Annotated in this window: 17 protein-coding genes; 9 read left to right on the top strand and 8 right to left on the bottom strand. The window is 68.6% G+C overall.

Annotation, left to right across the window (positions count from 1 at the left end; all coding sequences use genetic code 11):
* Nucleotides 1–268 precede the first annotated feature (268 nt).
* The 4 genes from Q0632_RS20290 to Q0632_RS20305 are packed head-to-tail and all read right to left on the bottom strand — an operon-like array spanning nucleotide 269 to nucleotide 4343.
* Nucleotides 269–1309, bottom strand: a complete 1041-nt coding sequence (locus tag Q0632_RS20290) for a VWA domain-containing protein (RefSeq protein ID WP_298933867.1) — start codon at nucleotides 1307–1309, stop codon at nucleotides 269–271.
* A 21-nt stretch (nucleotides 1310–1330) separates the two neighbouring features.
* Nucleotides 1331–2332 (bottom strand): DUF58 domain-containing protein, encoded by a 1002-nt coding sequence (locus tag Q0632_RS20295; RefSeq protein ID WP_298933627.1) that lies wholly within the window; start codon nucleotides 2330–2332, stop codon nucleotides 1331–1333.
* Entirely contained in the window at nucleotides 2313–3320 is a 1008-nt protein-coding gene (locus Q0632_RS20300; RefSeq protein ID WP_298933629.1) for a MoxR family ATPase, read from the bottom strand. The genes Q0632_RS20295 and Q0632_RS20300 overlap by 20 nt, the downstream gene beginning before the upstream one ends.
* 24 nt (nucleotides 3321–3344) lie before the next feature.
* Nucleotides 3345–4343 carry a trypsin-like peptidase domain-containing protein gene (locus Q0632_RS20305; protein ID WP_298933631.1) on the bottom strand — a complete coding sequence of 333 codons (999 nt, stop codon included), beginning with the start codon at nucleotides 4341–4343 and terminating at the stop codon, nucleotides 3345–3347.
* 98 nt (nucleotides 4344–4441) lie between these two features.
* Between Q0632_RS20305 and Q0632_RS20310 the strand changes: the two genes are divergently transcribed.
* Nucleotides 4442–5263, top strand: coding sequence for a TatD family hydrolase (locus Q0632_RS20310; RefSeq protein WP_298933634.1), 822 nt, complete (start codon nucleotides 4442–4444; stop codon nucleotides 5261–5263).
* Here Q0632_RS20310 and Q0632_RS20315 read toward each other — a convergent pair.
* Nucleotides 5260–6075, bottom strand: a complete 816-nt coding sequence (locus Q0632_RS20315) for a mechanosensitive ion channel family protein (RefSeq protein ID WP_298933636.1) — start codon at nucleotides 6073–6075, stop codon at nucleotides 5260–5262. The genes Q0632_RS20310 and Q0632_RS20315 overlap by 4 nt on opposite strands.
* A 75-nt stretch (nucleotides 6076–6150) precedes the next feature.
* Between Q0632_RS20315 and Q0632_RS20320 the strand changes: the two genes are divergently transcribed.
* The 5 genes from Q0632_RS20320 to Q0632_RS20340 all read left to right on the top strand — a co-directional run bounded on the left by Q0632_RS20320 (nucleotide 6151) and on the right by Q0632_RS20340 (nucleotide 11846).
* The gene (locus Q0632_RS20320; RefSeq protein WP_298933638.1) at nucleotides 6151–6924 is read left to right on the top strand and encodes a spermidine synthase; all 774 of its coding nucleotides are present in this window, start codon (nucleotides 6151–6153) and stop codon (nucleotides 6922–6924) included.
* Nucleotides 6924–8723, top strand: a complete 1800-nt coding sequence (locus Q0632_RS20325; RefSeq protein ID WP_298933640.1) for a GspE/PulE family protein — start codon at nucleotides 6924–6926, stop codon at nucleotides 8721–8723. The genes Q0632_RS20320 and Q0632_RS20325 overlap by 1 nt, the downstream gene beginning before the upstream one ends.
* Before the next feature lie 135 nt (nucleotides 8724–8858).
* Nucleotides 8859–9347: a tripartite tricarboxylate transporter TctB family protein gene (locus Q0632_RS20330; RefSeq protein ID WP_298933642.1), complete on the top strand. Its 489-nt coding sequence runs from the start codon at nucleotides 8859–8861 to the stop codon at nucleotides 9345–9347.
* Nucleotides 9348–9360: 13 nt separating this feature from the next.
* The gene (locus Q0632_RS20335) at nucleotides 9361–10875 is read left to right on the top strand and encodes a tripartite tricarboxylate transporter permease (RefSeq protein ID WP_298933644.1); all 1515 of its coding nucleotides are present in this window, start codon (nucleotides 9361–9363) and stop codon (nucleotides 10873–10875) included.
* A 71-nt stretch (nucleotides 10876–10946) separates the two neighbouring features.
* Nucleotides 10947–11846, top strand: coding sequence for a DMT family transporter (locus tag Q0632_RS20340; protein WP_298933646.1), 900 nt, complete (start codon nucleotides 10947–10949; stop codon nucleotides 11844–11846).
* Nucleotides 11847–11849: 3 nt separating this feature from the next.
* Here Q0632_RS20340 and Q0632_RS20345 read toward each other — a convergent pair whose 3' ends face one another.
* Together Q0632_RS20345 and Q0632_RS20350 are read right to left on the bottom strand one after the other, a co-directional pair.
* A complete protein-coding gene (locus Q0632_RS20345) occupies nucleotides 11850–12770 on the bottom strand; it encodes a M48 family metalloprotease (RefSeq protein ID WP_298933648.1) in 921 nt (306 codons plus the stop codon).
* The gene (locus tag Q0632_RS20350) at nucleotides 12767–13360 is read right to left on the bottom strand and encodes an SH3 domain-containing protein (RefSeq protein ID WP_298933650.1); all 594 of its coding nucleotides are present in this window, start codon (nucleotides 13358–13360) and stop codon (nucleotides 12767–12769) included. Before Q0632_RS20350 ends, Q0632_RS20345 begins: the two co-directional genes overlap by 4 nt.
* Before the next feature lie 48 nt (nucleotides 13361–13408).
* Here Q0632_RS20350 and Q0632_RS20355 point away from each other — a divergent pair, with 48 nt between their 5' ends.
* Entirely contained in the window at nucleotides 13409–14206 is a 798-nt protein-coding gene (locus Q0632_RS20355) for an SDR family oxidoreductase (RefSeq protein WP_298933652.1), read from the top strand.
* Here Q0632_RS20355 and Q0632_RS20360 read toward each other — a convergent pair.
* The gene (locus Q0632_RS20360) at nucleotides 14200–15105 is read right to left on the bottom strand and encodes a DMT family transporter (protein ID WP_298933654.1); all 906 of its coding nucleotides are present in this window, start codon (nucleotides 15103–15105) and stop codon (nucleotides 14200–14202) included. The two genes, Q0632_RS20355 and Q0632_RS20360, sit on opposite strands and share 7 nt — an antisense overlap.
* 99 nt (nucleotides 15106–15204) lie before the next feature.
* Between Q0632_RS20360 and Q0632_RS20365 the strand changes: the two genes are divergently transcribed.
* Together Q0632_RS20365 and Q0632_RS20370 are read left to right on the top strand one after the other, a co-directional pair.
* The gene (locus Q0632_RS20365; RefSeq protein WP_298933656.1) at nucleotides 15205–16188 is read left to right on the top strand and encodes a quinone oxidoreductase; all 984 of its coding nucleotides are present in this window, start codon (nucleotides 15205–15207) and stop codon (nucleotides 16186–16188) included.
* Nucleotides 16185–16997 (top strand): NUDIX domain-containing protein, encoded by an 813-nt coding sequence (locus Q0632_RS20370; RefSeq protein ID WP_298933658.1) that lies wholly within the window; start codon nucleotides 16185–16187, stop codon nucleotides 16995–16997. Before Q0632_RS20365 ends, Q0632_RS20370 begins: the two co-directional genes overlap by 4 nt.
* Nucleotides 16998–17015 lie beyond the last annotated feature (18 nt).

The raw sequence follows: 17015 nt of genomic DNA on the forward strand, positions 1-17015 counted from the left end.
TCGTGCTCTGACTCACGGCGCTTGCTCGAACAGAGCGGCCTTAGGCGCTCTGTGAGTTGCGCCGTGCGGCCGGACTACCGTGCCAGCCCAGGGAAGCCGGGAGCAGAGCGCAGCGAGCGAGTGGCCGCCACACCAGCGCTCCGCAGCCCGCCCGCATGCGGCTGGGAGCGCGCCACGATGGATCCCGGATCAAGTCCGGGATGACAGAGATGGGCGAATTCGGAAGCCCTGGATCCCCGCCTTCGCGGGGATGACAAGGTGGGCCCGCTCAGAGGATGCGGTTGAACCAGAGCAGCGAGAGGCCGGCCGAGAGCAGGGCCAGGGCGGCGGCGGCCATGGCCAGCAGGGCGGAGACTTCGGTTTCCTTTTTCTCCACCGTCAGCCTGGAGCTGAGCGTCTCGTAGACCTTCTTCAGGTCGGCCGCGGTGCCGGCGTAGAAGTACTCGGCGGCGGTTTTGCTGGCCACGGCCTTGAGCGTCTCTTCGTCCAGGCGCACGCGCATGGACCAGCCCTCGAAGCCAATCGTCTCGCCGTCCACCGTGCCTATGCCCACGGTGTAGACGCGCACGCCGCGCTCGGCCGCCAGCTTGGCTGCCTCCAGCGGGTCGACACCGGTGGTGCGCTGGCCGTCGGTCAGCATGATGATGGCGGCCGAGGTGTAGGAGCCCGGCGGCACCGGCTTGAACTCTTTGAGCTCTTTCTTCTCGCCGTCGATGGCGAAGCCGCGCTGGCGGTCACGACCGCCTTGCAGCTGCTGCAGGTCGATGCCCGCGTCCGGGAACAGCGTGGCCAGCGAGATCACGATGGCGTTGCCCGTGGCCGTGGCGCGCTGCATCTGGAAGCGGTCGATGGCGGTGACCAGGTCTTCGCGGTTCACCGTGGGCAGCTGCGCCACCTGGGCCGAGCCGGCAAAGGCCACGATACCCACTTTCACATGGCGCGGCAGCTCGGTCAGGAAGGACTTGGCAGCGTTCTGCGCGGCGACCATGCGGTTGGGCTGCACGTCGGTGGCGCGCATGCTGCCCGAGACGTCCATCGCCAGGATGATGGTCTGCTGGGTGGAGGGCAGGGTGACCACCGCCACCGGCCGCGCCGCCGCCAGCAGCATGGCCACCAGGGCCAGCAGGAAGAGCACGGGCGGGATGTGGCGGCGCACAGACTGGCCCGGGCCCATGGCCTCGCGCACGATGGACAGCGAGGCAAAGCGCACCGCCATCTTCTTCTTGCGCCGCAGCAGCCAGACATAGAGCAGGACCAGCAGCGGCAGGGCCGCCATCAGCCACAGGGATTCGGGCCAGAGGAAGTGCATGGGCATGGTCGTTGTCCTTGGCTAGGCCGCCCGCAGGTGGGCCGGCAGGCCGCCGGCGCCCATGCGCGTGCGGCGCTTGCGCATCTCGGTGAAACGGACGATGGCTTCGACCAGGTCGCCATCGGTGGACAGCTCCAGCGTGTCGACGCCGGCGCGCACCAGGGCCTCGCGCAGTTCCGCTTCGCGCTGGGCGGCGATGCGGCTGAAGCGCTTGCGAAAGCCCGGGTCACCGGTGTCCACCAGCACCTGCTCGCCCGTCTCCGCATCGCGCAAGGTCAGCAGGCCCAGGTCGGGCAGCTGCAGCTCCAGCGGATCGAGCAGGCGCACGGCCACCACCTCGTGGCGCTGCGCCAGCAGGCCCAGCGACTTTTCCCAGCCGGGCTCGGTGATGAAGTCCGACACCACGAAGATGGTGGAGCGGCGCTTGACCAGATTGGCGGCCGAATCGAGCAGGTCGCGCAGGCGCGTGGTCTGGCCTTCCACGTGGGCGGGACGCGCCTGCATGCTGTGCAAGACGTGCAGCACATGGCGGCGGCCGCCGCGCGTGGGGATGACCGTGTCCACACCGGCGCCGTAGAGCATGGCGCCGATGCGGTTGCCGTGGCGGGTCAGCAGGCGGGCCAGCACGGCGGTGAACTCGGCCGAGACCGTGCGCTTGCGCTGCTCGCCCGAGCCGAAGTCCACCGAGGGGCTCAGGTCCAACAGGAACCAGGCCGCCATCTCGCGGTCTTCCGTGAAGACGCGCACATGGGGAATGTTCTGCCGCGCCGTGACGTTCCAGTCGATGTGGCGCACGTCGTCATGGTGCTGGTACTCGCGCAGGTCGGCCAGGTCCAGGCCGGCGCCGCGCAGCAGGGTGCGGTAGTCGCCCTGCAGCAGGCCGTCCAGGCGGCGGATGACAGTCCACTCCAGGCGGCGCAACACGCTCTCGGCCGCCGCAGCGGGAACCGGCAGCGGGATGGCCTGCGCCGGGCTGGCGGCTTCGCCGCCGCCGGCGCCGAATTTACGCAGCCAGTTTTTCATGTTCCAGCGGGCGCGCCGGCGCAGGGATCTTGGCCATGATCTTGCCGATCAGCGCGTCCGCGCTCAGGCCCTCGGACAGCGCTTCATAAGACAGCACCAGGCGATGGCGCAGCACGTCGGGCACCAGGTCGGTCATGTCTTCCGGCAGCGCATAGGTGCGGCCGCGCAGCATGGCCAGGGCGCGCGCGCCTTCCACCAGGTTGATGGTGGCGCGCGGGCTGGCGCCGAAGGTGATGTACTTGCCCATGTCCTTGATGCCGTGCTTTTCCGGCGTGCGCGTGGCCGAGACCAGCTTGACGGCGTACTGCGCCAGGGAGGGATCGACATAGACGCGGCGGCATTCCATCTGCAGGGCAGCCAACTGCTCGGTGGTGGCCACCGCTGACACGTGGACGGCCGGGCCGGTGACGCGCTCGACGATGACGTATTCCTCTTCGTCGGTCGGGTAGTCGACCAGCACCTTCATCATGAAGCGGTCGACCTGGGCTTCGGGCAGGGGGTAGGTGCCCTCCGTTTCGATCGGGTTTTGCGTGGCCATCACCAGGAAGGGACTGGGCACCTTGTGGGTCTCGCCGGCGATGGTCACCTGGCGTTCCTGCATCACCTCCAGCAGGGCGCTCTGCACCTTGGCCGGTGCGCGGTTGATTTCGTCGGCCAGCAGCAGGTTGGTGAACACCGGACCCAGCGAGGTGCTGAACTCGCCGTTCTTCTGGTTGTAGATGCGCGTGCCCACCAGGTCGGCCGGCACCAGGTCGGGCGTGAACTGGATGCGCTTGAACTGGCCGCGGATGGTGTTTGCCAGGGTCTTGACGGTCAGGGTCTTGGCCAGGCCGGGCACGCCTTCGACCAGCAGGTGGCCCTGCGCCAGGATGGCAACCATCACGCGCTCGAGAAAACGGTCCTGGCCGACCACCACGCGCTTGACCTCGTAGAGGATCTGTTCCATCAGCTTGGCGGTGTCACTGTCCTGGCGGGTGGTCTGGTCCATGGTGTCCTGTGGGGAGGTGGGGGTTTAGAAAGGCGGCAGGCCTGCCGCGGACGCGGCGTTCTCGATGGGCACGGCAAAGCCTATGCCCAGGAAGGTGCGGGCCGAGGTGGGGTTGAGGATGGCGGTGACGATGCCCACCACCTCGCCGTCCATGGTGACCAGAGGGCCGCCGGAGTTGCCGGGGTTGGCGGCGGCGTCGAACTGGATCAGGTTCTTCATCTCCTGCTTGCCCTCGGGTGAGCGGAACACGCGCTTGAGGCCCGAGACAATGCCGGCTGAAGCGGAGGGCCCGATGCCGAAGGGAAAGCCCACGGCCAGCACCTTGTCGCCGGGCGCCAGATCGCTGGTCGAGCGCATGGTGGCGGCGATCATGTCGTCGGGAATCTTCTGGGCCTGCAGCACGGCCAGGTCGTTCTCGGGCTGGGCGCCGGTGATGGTGGCCGTGGCCTCCAGGCCGTCGTGGAAGATGACCTTGATGCGGTCGGCGCCGGACACCACGTGCAGGTTGGTCAGGATCACGCCCTTGTCGATGATGACCACGCCCGTGCCCACGCCGTGCTCGACCTCGTCGTCCTCGCCGGCCTTGGCCACCTCCTGTGCTTCGGTCGGCTTGGGCTTGGCGCCGCCCTTGGGCAGGCCGGCCGCCTTCTCGGCCTCCTTGAGCCGGCTCTTCTTGACGTAGCTGATGACCCGCACCACCGAGGGCCGGATGTTCTCGTAGGCCCGCGCGTACTCCGAGGGCATGACCTGGGTTTCCATGGTCTTGAGAACGGCGGCGTTGATGTCGTCCTGGGTCAGCTTGCGCTGGCCCGTGCGCAGGCCCAGCGCAACGCTCACGGCCAGCAAGATGGCCAGCAGGGCGATGGCCGACCACAGAAGGCCGGGGCTGTTGGGGGAGATGCGGGGCAGGAAGCGCCAGCGGCGGGCCGGCGCGGCCGTGGTGGGACCGGGGTCTGCTGCCTGAGGGGGGGCCTCGGCCGCAGGGCCCGGGCGGCTGGAGCTGTAGAGGGCTGGCCTGCGCATCCGTTCACCTTGAAAAACTGCGGGGAAACAAGGGAAAGCGAAAGCGCACGGTAGCACGGTTTTCGCGGCCCTGCACGTCCTTGCGGCATCATCGCCGCATGACAGCCTGGATCGACACCCACTGCCACCTGGACGCGCCGGAATTCGACGCCGACAGGGCGGCTGTGCGCCACGCGGCGGCCGCCGCCGGTGTGGTCCATTGCGTGCTCCCGGCAGTGAATGCCGGCAATTTCGACGTGGTGCGGGAATTGGCCCACCAGAGCGACTACAGCTACGCGCTGGGCATCCACCCGCTGTGCACCGGCACGGCGCAGGAGTCAGATCTGGCGGTTCTCGATGGTCTGCTGGCCCGGCACAGGGACGACCCGCGCCTGGTGGCGGTGGGCGAGATCGGGCTGGACTACTTCGTGGCCGGCCTGGATGCCCAGCGCCAGGAACTTTTTTACCGCGAGCAACTGCTGCTGGCGCAGCGCCATGGCCTGCCGGTGATCCTGCATGTGCGGCGCTCGGCCGACCGCCTGCTCAAGCAGCTGCGCCAGATCCCGGTGACCGGCATCGCCCACGCCTTCAACGGCAGCGAGCAGCAGGCGCAGGAGTTCTTGCGGCTGGGCTTCAAGCTGGGCTTTGGCGGCACGGTGACCTATGAGCGCTCGCTGCAGATCCGCCGGCTGGCGTCCAGCCTGCCGCTGGACGCCATCGTGATGGAAACCGACGCGCCCGACATCCCGCCGCACTGGCTGTACCGCACGGCGCAGGAACGCGAGGCAGGCCGGCCCCAGGGCCGCAACGCACCCTCGGAGCTGCCTGCCATCGGCGCCGTGCTGGCCCAGCTGCGCGGCATCAGCGCCGGTGAGCTGGCGCAGGCCACCACCCGCAACGCGCTGGAAGCGCTGCCGCGCCTGCGCGCGCTGCTGGCCTAACGCTCCATGGAGCGCTGCACCGTCGGCGTTTCCGGCGTCGGGTAGCCGGCCGCGCCGAAGGTGTCGACGATGGCCTTGTGGGTGTCGAAATACACCTGCCAGTAGTGGCTGGTGTGGGTGTAGGGCCGCACGGCCAGCAGCGGCCCTTCCGGCGTGAACTGCAGGATCTCGATGTCCGGCGCGGGCGTCGCGGCCACGTTGGGGATCTTGGTGATGGCGCCCCGCAGCCGGGCCATGGCGTCATGCACATCGACGCCATTGGCCACCTTGGCCGTGGTGTCGACCCGGCGCGCCGGCAGGGTGCTGTAGTTCTGGATGTTGTCGGACCGCACCTTGTTGTTGGCCACCAGTACCGTCACGCCGTCGCCCGTCACCAAGGTGGTGCCGAACAGGCCCAGCTCGGTGACCTGGCCGCTGGTGCCGCCCACCATCACGATGTCGCCCACCTTGTAGGGCCGCAGCACCTGCAGGAAGACGCCGGCGGCAAAGTGGGTCAGCAGGCCGCCCCAGGCCGTGCCGATGGCCAGGCCGGCGCCGGCCAGCAGGGCCGCGAACGAGGTGGTCTTGACGCCGAAGATGTCCAGCAGGGCCAGCACCAGCAGCACGTTCAGGCCGATGCTGATGATGGACGCCAGGTAGATGATCAGCGTCTCGTCCAGCTTCTTGCCGCGCCGCATCCCCGCCTTGAGCAGCCGGCCGGCCAGGCCGATCGCCCAGCGGCCGACGATCCAGACGGCCAGCGCGCCCAGCACCTTGAGGCCGAAATCCACCCCTTGCGTGCTCAGGAAGGTCCAGACAACTTCGGTGTTCACAGCGTGCTCCGGGCAATGCAAAGGGCCGATTCTGCAGCAGGGGTCGGCCCGGCGCTGGCTACACTTTGCACATCCATGGCCCACAAATCCGCAAGCGCGCAGCGCCCGTCCCCGCTGCCCGAAGTCAATTTCTCGGACTATGGCGACATCCGCTACCTGCACCTGGGCACAGAATGGGTGCAGGGCTCGATGCTGCTGGATGCGCCTTATGACATCGAGCTCGAATACGTCCAGCGCATGATGGCCTGGCTGCTGTTCACCGAGCCGGCCGGCGTCGCCAAGCGGCATTCCATGCAGCTGGGCCTGGGCGCCGCATCCCTGACCAAGTTCTGCCGCAAGAAGCTGCGCATGAAGACCACCGCCATCGAACTCAATCCGCAGGTGGTGGCGGCCTGCAGGCTGTGGTTCAAATTGCCGGCCGACGACACCCTGCTGTCGGTGGTGCTGGGCGACGCCGCCGAAGTGGCGGCGCACACGCACTGGCGCGGCGCCATCGATGCCCTGCAGGTCGACCTGTACGACCACGAGGCGGCCGCGCCGGTGCTCGACAGCGAGGCCTTCTATGCCGACTGCCGCAGCCTGCTGACCGAGGACGGCTGCATGACGGTCAATCTGTTCGGCCGCTCCTCCAGCTACAGCAAGAGCCTGGACAAGATCGCCGCGGCCTTCGGCGAGGCATCGGTCTGGGCCTTCAAGCCGACGCGCGAGGGCAACACCGTGGTGCTGGCACTGCGCACACCGCAGCGGCCCACGCGCACCGAACTTGCCGAACGGGCGCAAACCATCCAGACTCGCTGGGGCCTGCCGGCCCCCAAGTGGCTGCGGGTCTTCAAACCCATGCAATCCTGATGACCGCCGTCAGCCAGCCCAAACCCAGGCCAGGTGCCCACGCCCCCTACCAGGGGCTGCTGGACTGGCGCCTGATGGTCCAGTGGCTGGCCGAGGACGGCGTGATCTCGGCCGAGGAAGCCAGGCGCACGGTGGCGCGCTGCTCGCAGGGCGAGAGCGCCCAGCACCCGCTGGTGCGGCTGGCCTCGGTGGCCATGGAGCGCGCCAGCGATGGCAAGCCGCTGGACATCGAGGCCCTGACCCAGTACGTCGCCGGCCGCGCCGGCCTGGAGTACATGCGCATCGACCCGCTGCGGGTGGACGTGGGCAAGGTGGCCGACATCATGACCGCGGTTTATGCCGAGCGCCGCCGAGTGCTGCCGGTGCAGGTCACGGGCTCGCAGGCGGTGGTGGCCACGGCCGAACCCTTCATCACCGACTGGGTCAGCGAAGTGGAGCGCCAGTCCAAGCGCAGCGTGCGCCGCGTGGTGGCCAATCCGCTGGACATCCACCGCTTCACCGCCGAATTCTTCGCTCTGGCCAAGTCGGTCAAGGCGGCCCAGAAAGGCGGCGGCAACGCGGCTGCCGCCAGCTTCGAGCAGCTGGTCGAGCTGGGCAAGAACAAGCAGCTCGACGCCAACGACCAGGGTGTGGTCAAGGTGGTGGATTGGCTGTGGCAGTACGCCTTCGACTCGCGCGCCAGCGACATCCACCTGGAGCCGCGGCGCGAGCAGGGCGTGATCCGCTTTCGCATCGACGGCATCCTGCACCCGGTCTACCAGATGCCCATCGGCGTGATGACGGCGATGACGGCGCGCATCAAGCTGCTGGGCCGCATGGACATCATGGAAAAGCGCCGTCCGCAGGACGGCCGCATCAAGACGCGCAACCCGCGCGGCGACGAGATCGAGATGCGCCTGTCGACCCTGCCCACCGCCTTCGGCGAGAAGATGGTGATGCGCATCTTCGACCCCGACACCGCCGTCAAGGACCTGGACGCGCTGGGCTTCGCGCCGCACGACGCGCAGCGCTGGGAGGCGCTGGTCAAGCGCCCGCACGGCATCATCCTGGTGACCGGCCCGACAGGCTCGGGCAAGACCAGCACGCTGTATTCGACGCTCAAGCGGGTGGCGACCGAGGAGGTCAACGTCAGCACGGTCGAAGACCCGATCGAGATGATCCAGCCGGCCTTCAACCAGACCCAGGTGCAGCCGCAGCTGGACTTCAACTTCGCCGAAGGCCTGCGCGCCCTGATGCGCCAGGACCCCGACATCATCATGGTCGGCGAGATCCGCGACCTGGCCACCGCCGAGATGGCGGTGCAGGCGGCGCTGACCGGCCACCTGGTGTTCTCCACCCTGCACACCAACGACGCGCCCTCGGCCATCACCCGCCTGATGGAGCTGGGCATTCCGTCCTACCTGATCAACGCCACCGTGCTGGGCGTGCTGGCCCAGCGCCTGGTGCGCACCCTGTGCAAGCAGTGCCGCGAAAGCGACCCCGAGGCTTCGCGCGCGGAGCTCGACGAGATCGTCAAGCCCTGGAAGATCAGCGGCAGCTACCGGCCCTTCAAGCCGGTGGGTTGCGTGGACTGCCGCATGACCGGCTTCATGGGCCGCATGGGCCTGTACGAGCTGCTCACGGTGACCGAGGCCTTCAAGGGCCAGATCACCAAGGAGCCTTCGATCGAGGCCTTGCGCCGCCAGGCCGTGGCCGACGGCATGCGGCCGCTGCGGCTGGCCGGCGCGTTGCGCGTGGCCGAAGGCACGACCGTTCTGGAAGAAGTGCTGACGGCGACACCGCCGCTCGAGCAAACCTAGGGTTTCCACCCGTGGTTTCCACATGGCGCAGGTCAGGGGCTGGTCAGCGCTGCTGGAATAGGTGAAATCCACATCGGCCCGGTGCGGCATCCCCGTGACAATCGCCCGTCGAAATCCTTTTCGAGGAGATAACACGTGAAAATCAAGAGCCAAAAGGACTTCTTCGCCGGGCTCATGTTCATGGCCACCGGCGTCGCATTTGCCTGGGGCGCCACCAGCTACAACATCGGCGAGGGCGCCCGCATGGGCCCCGGCTACTTCCCGCTCGTCCTGGGCATCCTGCTGGGCATCCTGGGCCTGGCCATCGTCTTCGAGGCGATGGTGGTGGAGACCGAGGACGGCGAAAAAGTCGGCACCCTCGCCTGGAAGCCCTTGGGCTTCATCATCGGCGCCAACCTGGCCTTCGGCCTGCTGCTGGGCGGCCTGCCCAAGATCGGTTTCCCCGCCTTCGGCCTGATCGCCGCCATCTACGCCCTGGTTTTCATCGCCAGCCTGGCCGGCGACCACTTCAAGCCCAAGGAGGTCGCGGTCCTGGCCACCATCCTGGCGGTGTTCAGCTACTTCGCTTTCATCTGGCTGCTCAAGCTGCAGTTCCCGGTGTGGCCTACCTTCATCACCGGTTGAGAGTCGCACCACCATGGATCTGATCAACAACCTTTCTATCGGCTTCGGCGCGGCGTTCACGCTGCAGAACCTGCTGTACTGCTTCATCGGCTGCCTGCTGGGCACGCTGGTGGGCGTGCTGCCCGGCATCGGCCCGGTCGCCACCATCGCCATGCTGCTGCCGGCCACCTACGCGCTGCCGCCCGTGGCCGCGCTCATCATGCTGGCCGGCATCTACTACGGCTCGCAGTACGGCGGTTCCACCACCGCCATCCTGGTCAACCTGCCGGGTGAGTCTTCTTCGGTGGTGACCGTGATCGACGGCTACCAGATGGCCAGACAGGGCAGGGCGGGTCCCGCGCTGGCGGCTGCCGGCATCGGCTCCTTCTTCGCCGGCTGCGTGGGCACGCTGATCCTGGCGGCGTTTGCGCCGCCGCTGACCGAGCTGGCCTTCAAGTTCGGCCCGGCCGAGTACTTCTCGCTGATGGTGCTGGGCCTGATCGGCGCCGTGGTGCTGGCCTCGGGCTCGCTGCTCAAGGCCATCGCCATGATCGTGCTGGGTCTGCTGCTGGGCCTGGTGGGCACGGACGTCAACTCCGGCGTGGCGCGCTTCTCGTTCGACATCCCGGAACTGACCGACGGCATCGGCTTCATCGTCATCGCCATGGGCGTGTTCGGCTACGGCGAGATCATCCAGAACCTGTCCAAGCCCGAGAGCGAGCGCGAAGTCTTCACCGCCAAGGTCGCGGGCCTGTTCCCGACCAAGGAAGACTTCAAGCACATGCTGCCGGCCATGCTGCGCGGCACGGCGCTGGGCTCGGCCCTGGGCATCCTGCCCGGCGGCGGCGCCCTGCTGGCGGCCTTTGCCGCCTACACGGTGGAAAAGAAGGTCAAGCTCAAGCCCGGCGAGATCGCCTTCGGCAAGGGCAACATCCGCGGCGTGGCCGGTCCCGAGTCGGCCAACAACGCCGGCGCGCAGACCTCCTTCATCCCGCTGCTGACGCTGGGCATCCCGCCCAACGCCGTGATGGCGCTGATGGTGGGCGCGATGACCATCCACAACATCCAGCCGGGCCCGCAGGTGATGACCAGCAACCCCACGCTGTTCTGGGGCCTGATCGCCTCGATGTGGATCGGCAACCTGATGCTCATCGTGCTGAACCTGCCGCTGATCGGCATCTGGATCAAGTTCCTGACCATCCCCTACCGCTGGCTGTTCCCGGCCATCGTGCTGTTCTGCGCCATCGGCGTGTACTCCACAAACAACAACACCTGGGACATCTGGATGGTGGCGCTGTTCGGCGTGATCGGCTATGCCTTCATCAAGCTGGGCTGCGAGCCGGCGCCACTGCTGCTGGGCTTCATCCTGGGGCCGATGATGGAAGAGAACCTGCGGCGGGCCCTGCTGCTGTCGCGCGGCGACTGGAGCGTGTTCGTCACCCGTGGCCTGTCGGCCAGCCTGTTGGCGGCCGCCGCCGTGCTGGTGATCATCGTGCTGTTGCCTGCCGTCAAGAGCAAGCGCGAGAACGTCTTCCACGAAGAAGAGTGACCTCGCCAGACGGCATGGCCTTCAAGAGCGGCGCCCACGGGCGCCGTTTTCTTTTCCGGGACAATGCGGCGATGGACAATGACAAGGGACGCCGCGCCACCGGCCTGCTGCTGGCGGTGCTGGGCGCCATTGCCTTCAGCGGCAAGGCCATCATCGTCAAGCTGGCCTACCGCCACGGCGTGGATGCGGTCACGCTCATCATGTACCGCATGCTGTTCGCGCTGCCGCTGTTCGTGGCCATGGCCTGGTGGGCCGGCCGCGGAAAGCCACCGTTGACGGGCAAGGACTGGCTGGGCGTGGCCGGACTGGGTTTCAGCGGCTACTACCTGGCCAGCTTCCTGGACTTTGCCGGCCTGCAGTACATCAGCGCCTCGTTGGAGCGGCTGATCCTGTATCTCAACCCCACCCTGGTGATGCTGTTTGGCTGGTTCCTGTACCGCAAGACCTTCACTGCCATGCAGTTGGCCGGCATGGCCATCAGCTATGCCGGCGTGCTGCTCGTCTTCGGCCACGAGGTGGGGATGGTGGGGCCGGACACGGCCCTGGGCGCCTTGCTGGTGTTCGCCAGCGCGGTCAGCTACGCCGTCTACCTGGTCTACAGCGGCCAGATGGTGCAGCGCCTGGGCTCGCTGCGCCTGGTGGGCCTGGCCACCACCATCGCCTGCCTGTGCTGCCTGCTGCAGTTTGTGGTGCTGCGGCCCATCGGATCAGCCCTGGACGTGGCGCCCCAGGTGATCTGGCTGTCGGTGCTCAACGCCACGCTGTGCACCGCCGTGCCGGTGCTGGCGGTGATGATGGCCATCGAGCGCATCGGCCCCTCGCTGGCCGCGCAGACAGGCATGATCGGCCCGCTCTCGACCATCGCCATGGGTGCCATCCTCCTGGGCGAGCCCTTCACCGCCTGGATCGCGGCCGGGACGGTGCTGGTGATCGCGGGGATTTTTGTTTTTACCCGCGGGGGGAAGAAGTAGCGGCTAGCGCCGCTTTCCCTGCACCCGCTGCGCCACGCTGACCGAGGGTTTGCCGGACAGCGCATCCAGGCGGTTGCCCATCGCCTGCTCCAGCAAATCCAGCCGCTGCTGCGCCGGCGGATGGGTGGCCAGCGACAGGGTGAACAACGGGTTGTCGGGCGTGGCGGTGCGCAGCTGCTGCAGCACCGAGGCCAGGCCATAAGGGTCGAAGCCGGCGCGCGCGGCCAGGGCCACGCCGCGGCGGTCGGCGTCGAACTCGTCGTCCTGGTCCAGGCCGCTGGAATACAGGTTGCGGCCCAGCGACAGCATCTGCTGCGAGACAAAACCGCCCAGGTTGTTGCGCAGCTGCGAGCCGATCAACTGCGTGGCGATGCCGGCGCGGGCCTTGGCGCGCAGCGCGTTCAGGTGGTGCCGCTCAGTCACGTGGCTGATCTCGTGGGCCAGGATGCCGGCCAGCTCGGCCTCATCCACGCTGTCGACCAGGCCCTTGGTGACGAAGACATAGCCGCCCGGCGCGGCAAAGGCGTTGAAGCCCGGGTCGTCGATGACGGCAAAGCTCCAGGGCAGTTGCGGTCGGCTCGACTGCAGGCTGATCCAGCGACCCAGCTGGTTGACGTAGCGCTGCAGCGCCATGTCCGGTGACAGCGGCTTGCTGCCCAGCAGCACGGCGGCCAGCTGGCGGCCGATCTCGACCTCCTTGGCCTCCTCGATCTCGCCGCTGGCCTGCGACAGCAGGTCCAAAATGCTGTCGCCGCCGCTGCGCGGCGCGGCGGCCTGCGGCGCCAACAGCACGCCCAGCGGGCTCGCGCCCGGCTGGCCGCCGACCAGGGAGTTCAGCAGGTTCAGCGTCTTGTTCTGCGCCATGGCGCTTGGGGCCAGCAGGACCAGGCAGGCGCAAGCAAGCAGGGTGTTCAAGCGCTTCATGGCAGTTGCTCCGCATTGCGCGCCGCGCCGCCGGCCGGCCGCACCGGCGCCGGCAGGGGCTGCACATTCACCTGGGCCAGGGATGCGTCACGTGCGAACTCGCGGGCCTGGCCTTCGCTTTGCCGCAGGCCTTCCATCTGGGCCACGGCCGCCGCGTTGGGCTGGGCCTGGGCCAGATCTTCCGCGCCCAGGCCGCGGATGCCGATGGTCGATGTGGGGGTGGTGGCCGTGCGCTGCGTGCCGCCCTTGCTGAACAGGCTGGTGATGCCGCGCAGGGCGCCGGTGGCGGCATTGCCGCTGTTGCTGCCAGCGCCGCCGCTGGCCGGACCGACGTCGAACAGATGGACCCAGCCGGTGGCGCCGGCTTCGCTGCGCACCTGCACCCAGGGCCCCTGGCGGCCGCCCAGGCGGGTGATGGGCGCCTGGGCCGGCAACGCGGCCAGGCTGCGGCCGGTCTCGGCCGGCGTCTCGCGCAGGTCGGCGGCGCGCTTCATCACGGCTGCTTCTTCCGGTGTTTGTGCTTGTGCCTGGGCCGTGCCGCAGGCCAGCAGCGCCGCCAGCCAGAGCCCCCTCCAGGCCCGTAGTGCCATCCCTGCATTTATCATGGTCGCGATCTTTCAAGCAAGACTGGAAATTGTATGGACTTGGGCATTGCGGGCAAATGGGCTTTGGTGTGTGGGGCGAGCAAAGGGCTGGGCTTTGGCTGCGCCCAGGCCCTTGTCCGTGAAGGAGTTCACGTCATCCTGGTGGCGCGCGGCGCCGAGGCGCTGGAGGCTGCAGTGACCACGCTGCTGGCCGACCCGGCGCGTCCAGCCGACACGGCCGTGCAGCATGTGGCGGCCGACATCACCACCGAAGAGGGCCGCGCCGCGGTCTTTGCCAAGCGCACGGAGTTCGACATCGTCGTCACCAACGCCGGCGGCCCGCCGCCGGGCGACTTCCGCGACTGGGACCGCGAGGCCTGGATCAAGGCGGTGGACGGCAACATGCTCACGCCCATCGCGTTGATCAAGGCCACGGTCGACGGCATGGCGGCGCGCGGCTTCGGGCGCATCATCAACATCACCTCCAGCGCGGTGAAGGCGCCGATCGACATCCTGGGCCTGTCCAACGGCGCGCGCAGCGGCCTGACGGGCTTTGTCGCCGGCGTGGCGCGCACCAGCAAGCTGGCCTCGGCCAACGTCACCATCAACAACCTGCTGCCCGGCGCCTTCGACACCGACAGGCTCAAGGGCACGATGGCCGGCGCCGCCAAGAAGACCGGCAAGCCCATCGAGGAGATCATGGACGCGCGCCGCAAGACCATTCCGGCCCAGCGTTTCGGCACGCCCGAGGAGTTCGGCGCGGCCTGCGCCTTCCTGTGCAGCATGCACGCCGGCTACATCACCGGCCAGAACGTGCTGACCGACGGCGGCGCCTACCCCGGCACCTACTGACTCCGCCGCGAGGACACCACGATGCCGCCGACGATGAGCAGGAAGGCGACGGCGTGGTACAGGTGGGGCAGCTCGCCCAGGAAGGCCGCCGACAGGATGGCGGCGAACAGCGGCGTGAGGTTGGCAAAGAAGCCGGCCACGGTGGGGCCGGCGCGTTGCACGCCCATGCCCCAGCAGCGGTAGGCCAGGATGGCCGGGCCCACGGCAAAGAACAGCAGGGCCGCGGCCAGCGGCCAGCCCCACTGGATGTGCGCATCGGTGAGCGCCCATTCGCCAGCGGCGAACAGGGCCGACCAGACCAGGCCCAGCACCACCTGGGCCAACAGGAAGGCCGCCCAGTCGCCGCGGATGCGCGGCGGGTCGTTGGGGTTGACCAGCAGCCAGCTGTAGACCGCCCAGGCGGCGGTGGCCAGCAGCACGTAGAAGTCACCGGCCACCAGGTGCACCTGCAGCAGGGCGGCCGGCTCGCCGCGCGAGAGCACCAGCAGCACGCCGGCGATGGACAACACGGCGCCGGCCAGCTGGCGGCCCGAGACGCGCTGGCCGAACCACAGGCGGCCCACGCCCAGCATCCAGGCCGGTGCGCTGGCCGCCACCAGGGTCACGTTCAGCGGGGTCGAGGTCTGCAGGGCCAGGTACTGCAAGGCGTTGTAGCAGCCCACACCCAGCAGGCCCAGCAGGGCAAAGCGCTTCCAGTGGGTCCACAGGCCGCTGCCCGGGCGCAGCACCCAGCCGGCCAGCGGCAGCAGCAGCGCGAAGGCCAGGCCCCAGCGCAGGAAGTTCAGCGTGATCGGCGGCACCAGGCCGCTGACGAGGCGGCCGGTGACGGCGTTGCCGGCCCACAGCAGGGGCGGCACGACCAGCAGGGCGGCCGTGGAGAGGGTCAGGCGTTGTTGCATGGGGAGGGCCAACTGTAGCGGCACGGGCAAAAGCCCGCGGCGGCGCGGCCCTGCGTTTCATGGCAGGATGCGCGCCTGATTCGCGTTGAGGAGAACACCATGAGCAGAGCCATCCAGATTGCCCGCAACGGCGGCCCCGAGGAACTCAAGATCGTCGACGTCAGCGTCGGCGCGCCCGGCCCGGGCGAGATCCGCATCCGCCACAAGGCCATCGGCCTGAACTTCATCGACGTCTACCACCGCACCGGCCTGTACAAGATGGCCATGCCGCTGCAGCTGGGCATGGAGGCCTCGGGCATCGTCGAGGCGGTGGGCGAGGGCGTGACGCACCTGAAGGCGGGCGACCGCGCCGCTTACGCCAGCCAGCCGCCCGGCAGCTACTGCGAGGAGCGCGTCATGCCGGCCAAGACGGTATGCAAGCTGCCCGACGCGATTGACTTCGAGACCGGTGCGGCCATGATGCTCAAGGGCCTGACGGCCCAGTACCTGCTCAAGCGCACCCTGCCGCAAGGCGGGCTCAAGGAGGGCGACTTCGTGCTGTTCCATGCCGCCGCCGGCGGCGTCGGCCTGATCGCCTGCCAGTGGGCCAAGGCCCTGGGCCTGCAATTGATCGGCACGGCCGGCTCGGACGCCAAGTGCGCGCTGGCCAGGGAGCATGGCGCGGCCCACGCCATCAACTACAGCACCGAGGACTTCCAGGCCCGCGTCAAGGAGATCACCGGCGGCCGCGGCGTCAAGGTGGTCTACGACTCGGTCGGCAAGGACACCTGGGACAAGTCGCTGGACTGCCTGCAGCCCTTTGGCCTGATGGCCAGCTTCGGCGCCGCCTCCGGCCCGCCGGAGCCCTTCTCGGCCGGCATCCTGGCGACCAAGGGCTCGATCTACGTGACGCGCCAGACCCTGTTCACCCACATCGCCACGCGCGAGGTCTGCCAGGAGATGGCCGACGACCTGTTTGCCGCCGTCACCAGTGGCAAGGTCAAGATCCGCATCGACCAGCGCTACCCGCTGGCCGACGTGCAGCAGGCCCACCGCGACCTGGAAGCGCGCAAGACCACCGGCTGCACCATCATCACGTTGTGAGCTTGCTGGCGGGCCATGGCGATTGGCTGGCGGCGCTGCGTGCCGGCGCCGACCAGCCGCCGCGCCGGCCGCGCCTGCCGCTGTGGTGGCAGGACCATGCCATTGGCACGGTGGAACCCGGTTTTCTCGATCAAATCGGGCTGTACCCCCCGTCCAATGGACCTGAGGCGCTACAAAAAGCAGAGCGAAACGGGCTCTCAGGCTGGCTGCTGCAAGGCGATTTGACGGCCAGCCTCGGCCAATTGGCGCTGGCCCTGCGCGCCGCCGGTCTGGCCCACACCTGGCGCGACGAGCAGTTGGGCGTGCACGACGGCCAGGGCCGCATGCTGGGCACGGTGGAGCGCGCCGTCGTGCGCGTGCTGGGCATCAGCACCCATGCCGTCCACCTCATGGCTACGGCGCCCCATGGTGGCCACTGGCTGCAGCAGCGCGCTTTCAACAAGCCGAACGACCCGGGCCTGTGGGACACGCTGATGGGCGGCATGGTGCCGGCCAGCGACAGCCTGGCGCAGGCGCTGGAGCGCGAGACCTGGGAAGAGGCGGGCCTGCGGCCGGCCCAGCTGGACGGCCTGGTGCACGGCGGGCGCTTCCTCACGCGGCGGCCGGCCGGTGACGGCCAGGAGGCGGGCTATGTCGTCGAGTTCATCGACTGGTTTCGCTGTGAGCTGGCCGAGGGTGTGGTGCCGAGCAACCAGGACGGCGAGGTGCAGGAGTTCCGCCTGATGGCGCCCGCTGAGGTTGTGCAGCGCCTGCTGGCTGGGCAATTCACCACCGAAGCGGCGCTCATCCTGGCCGATTGCGGCCTGTAGCGGCCTCTCCTACAGTCC

The sequence above is a fragment of the uncultured Ramlibacter sp. genome (assembly GCF_936925435.1).
Taxonomy (GTDB): Bacteria; Pseudomonadota; Gammaproteobacteria; order Burkholderiales; family Burkholderiaceae_C; genus Ramlibacter.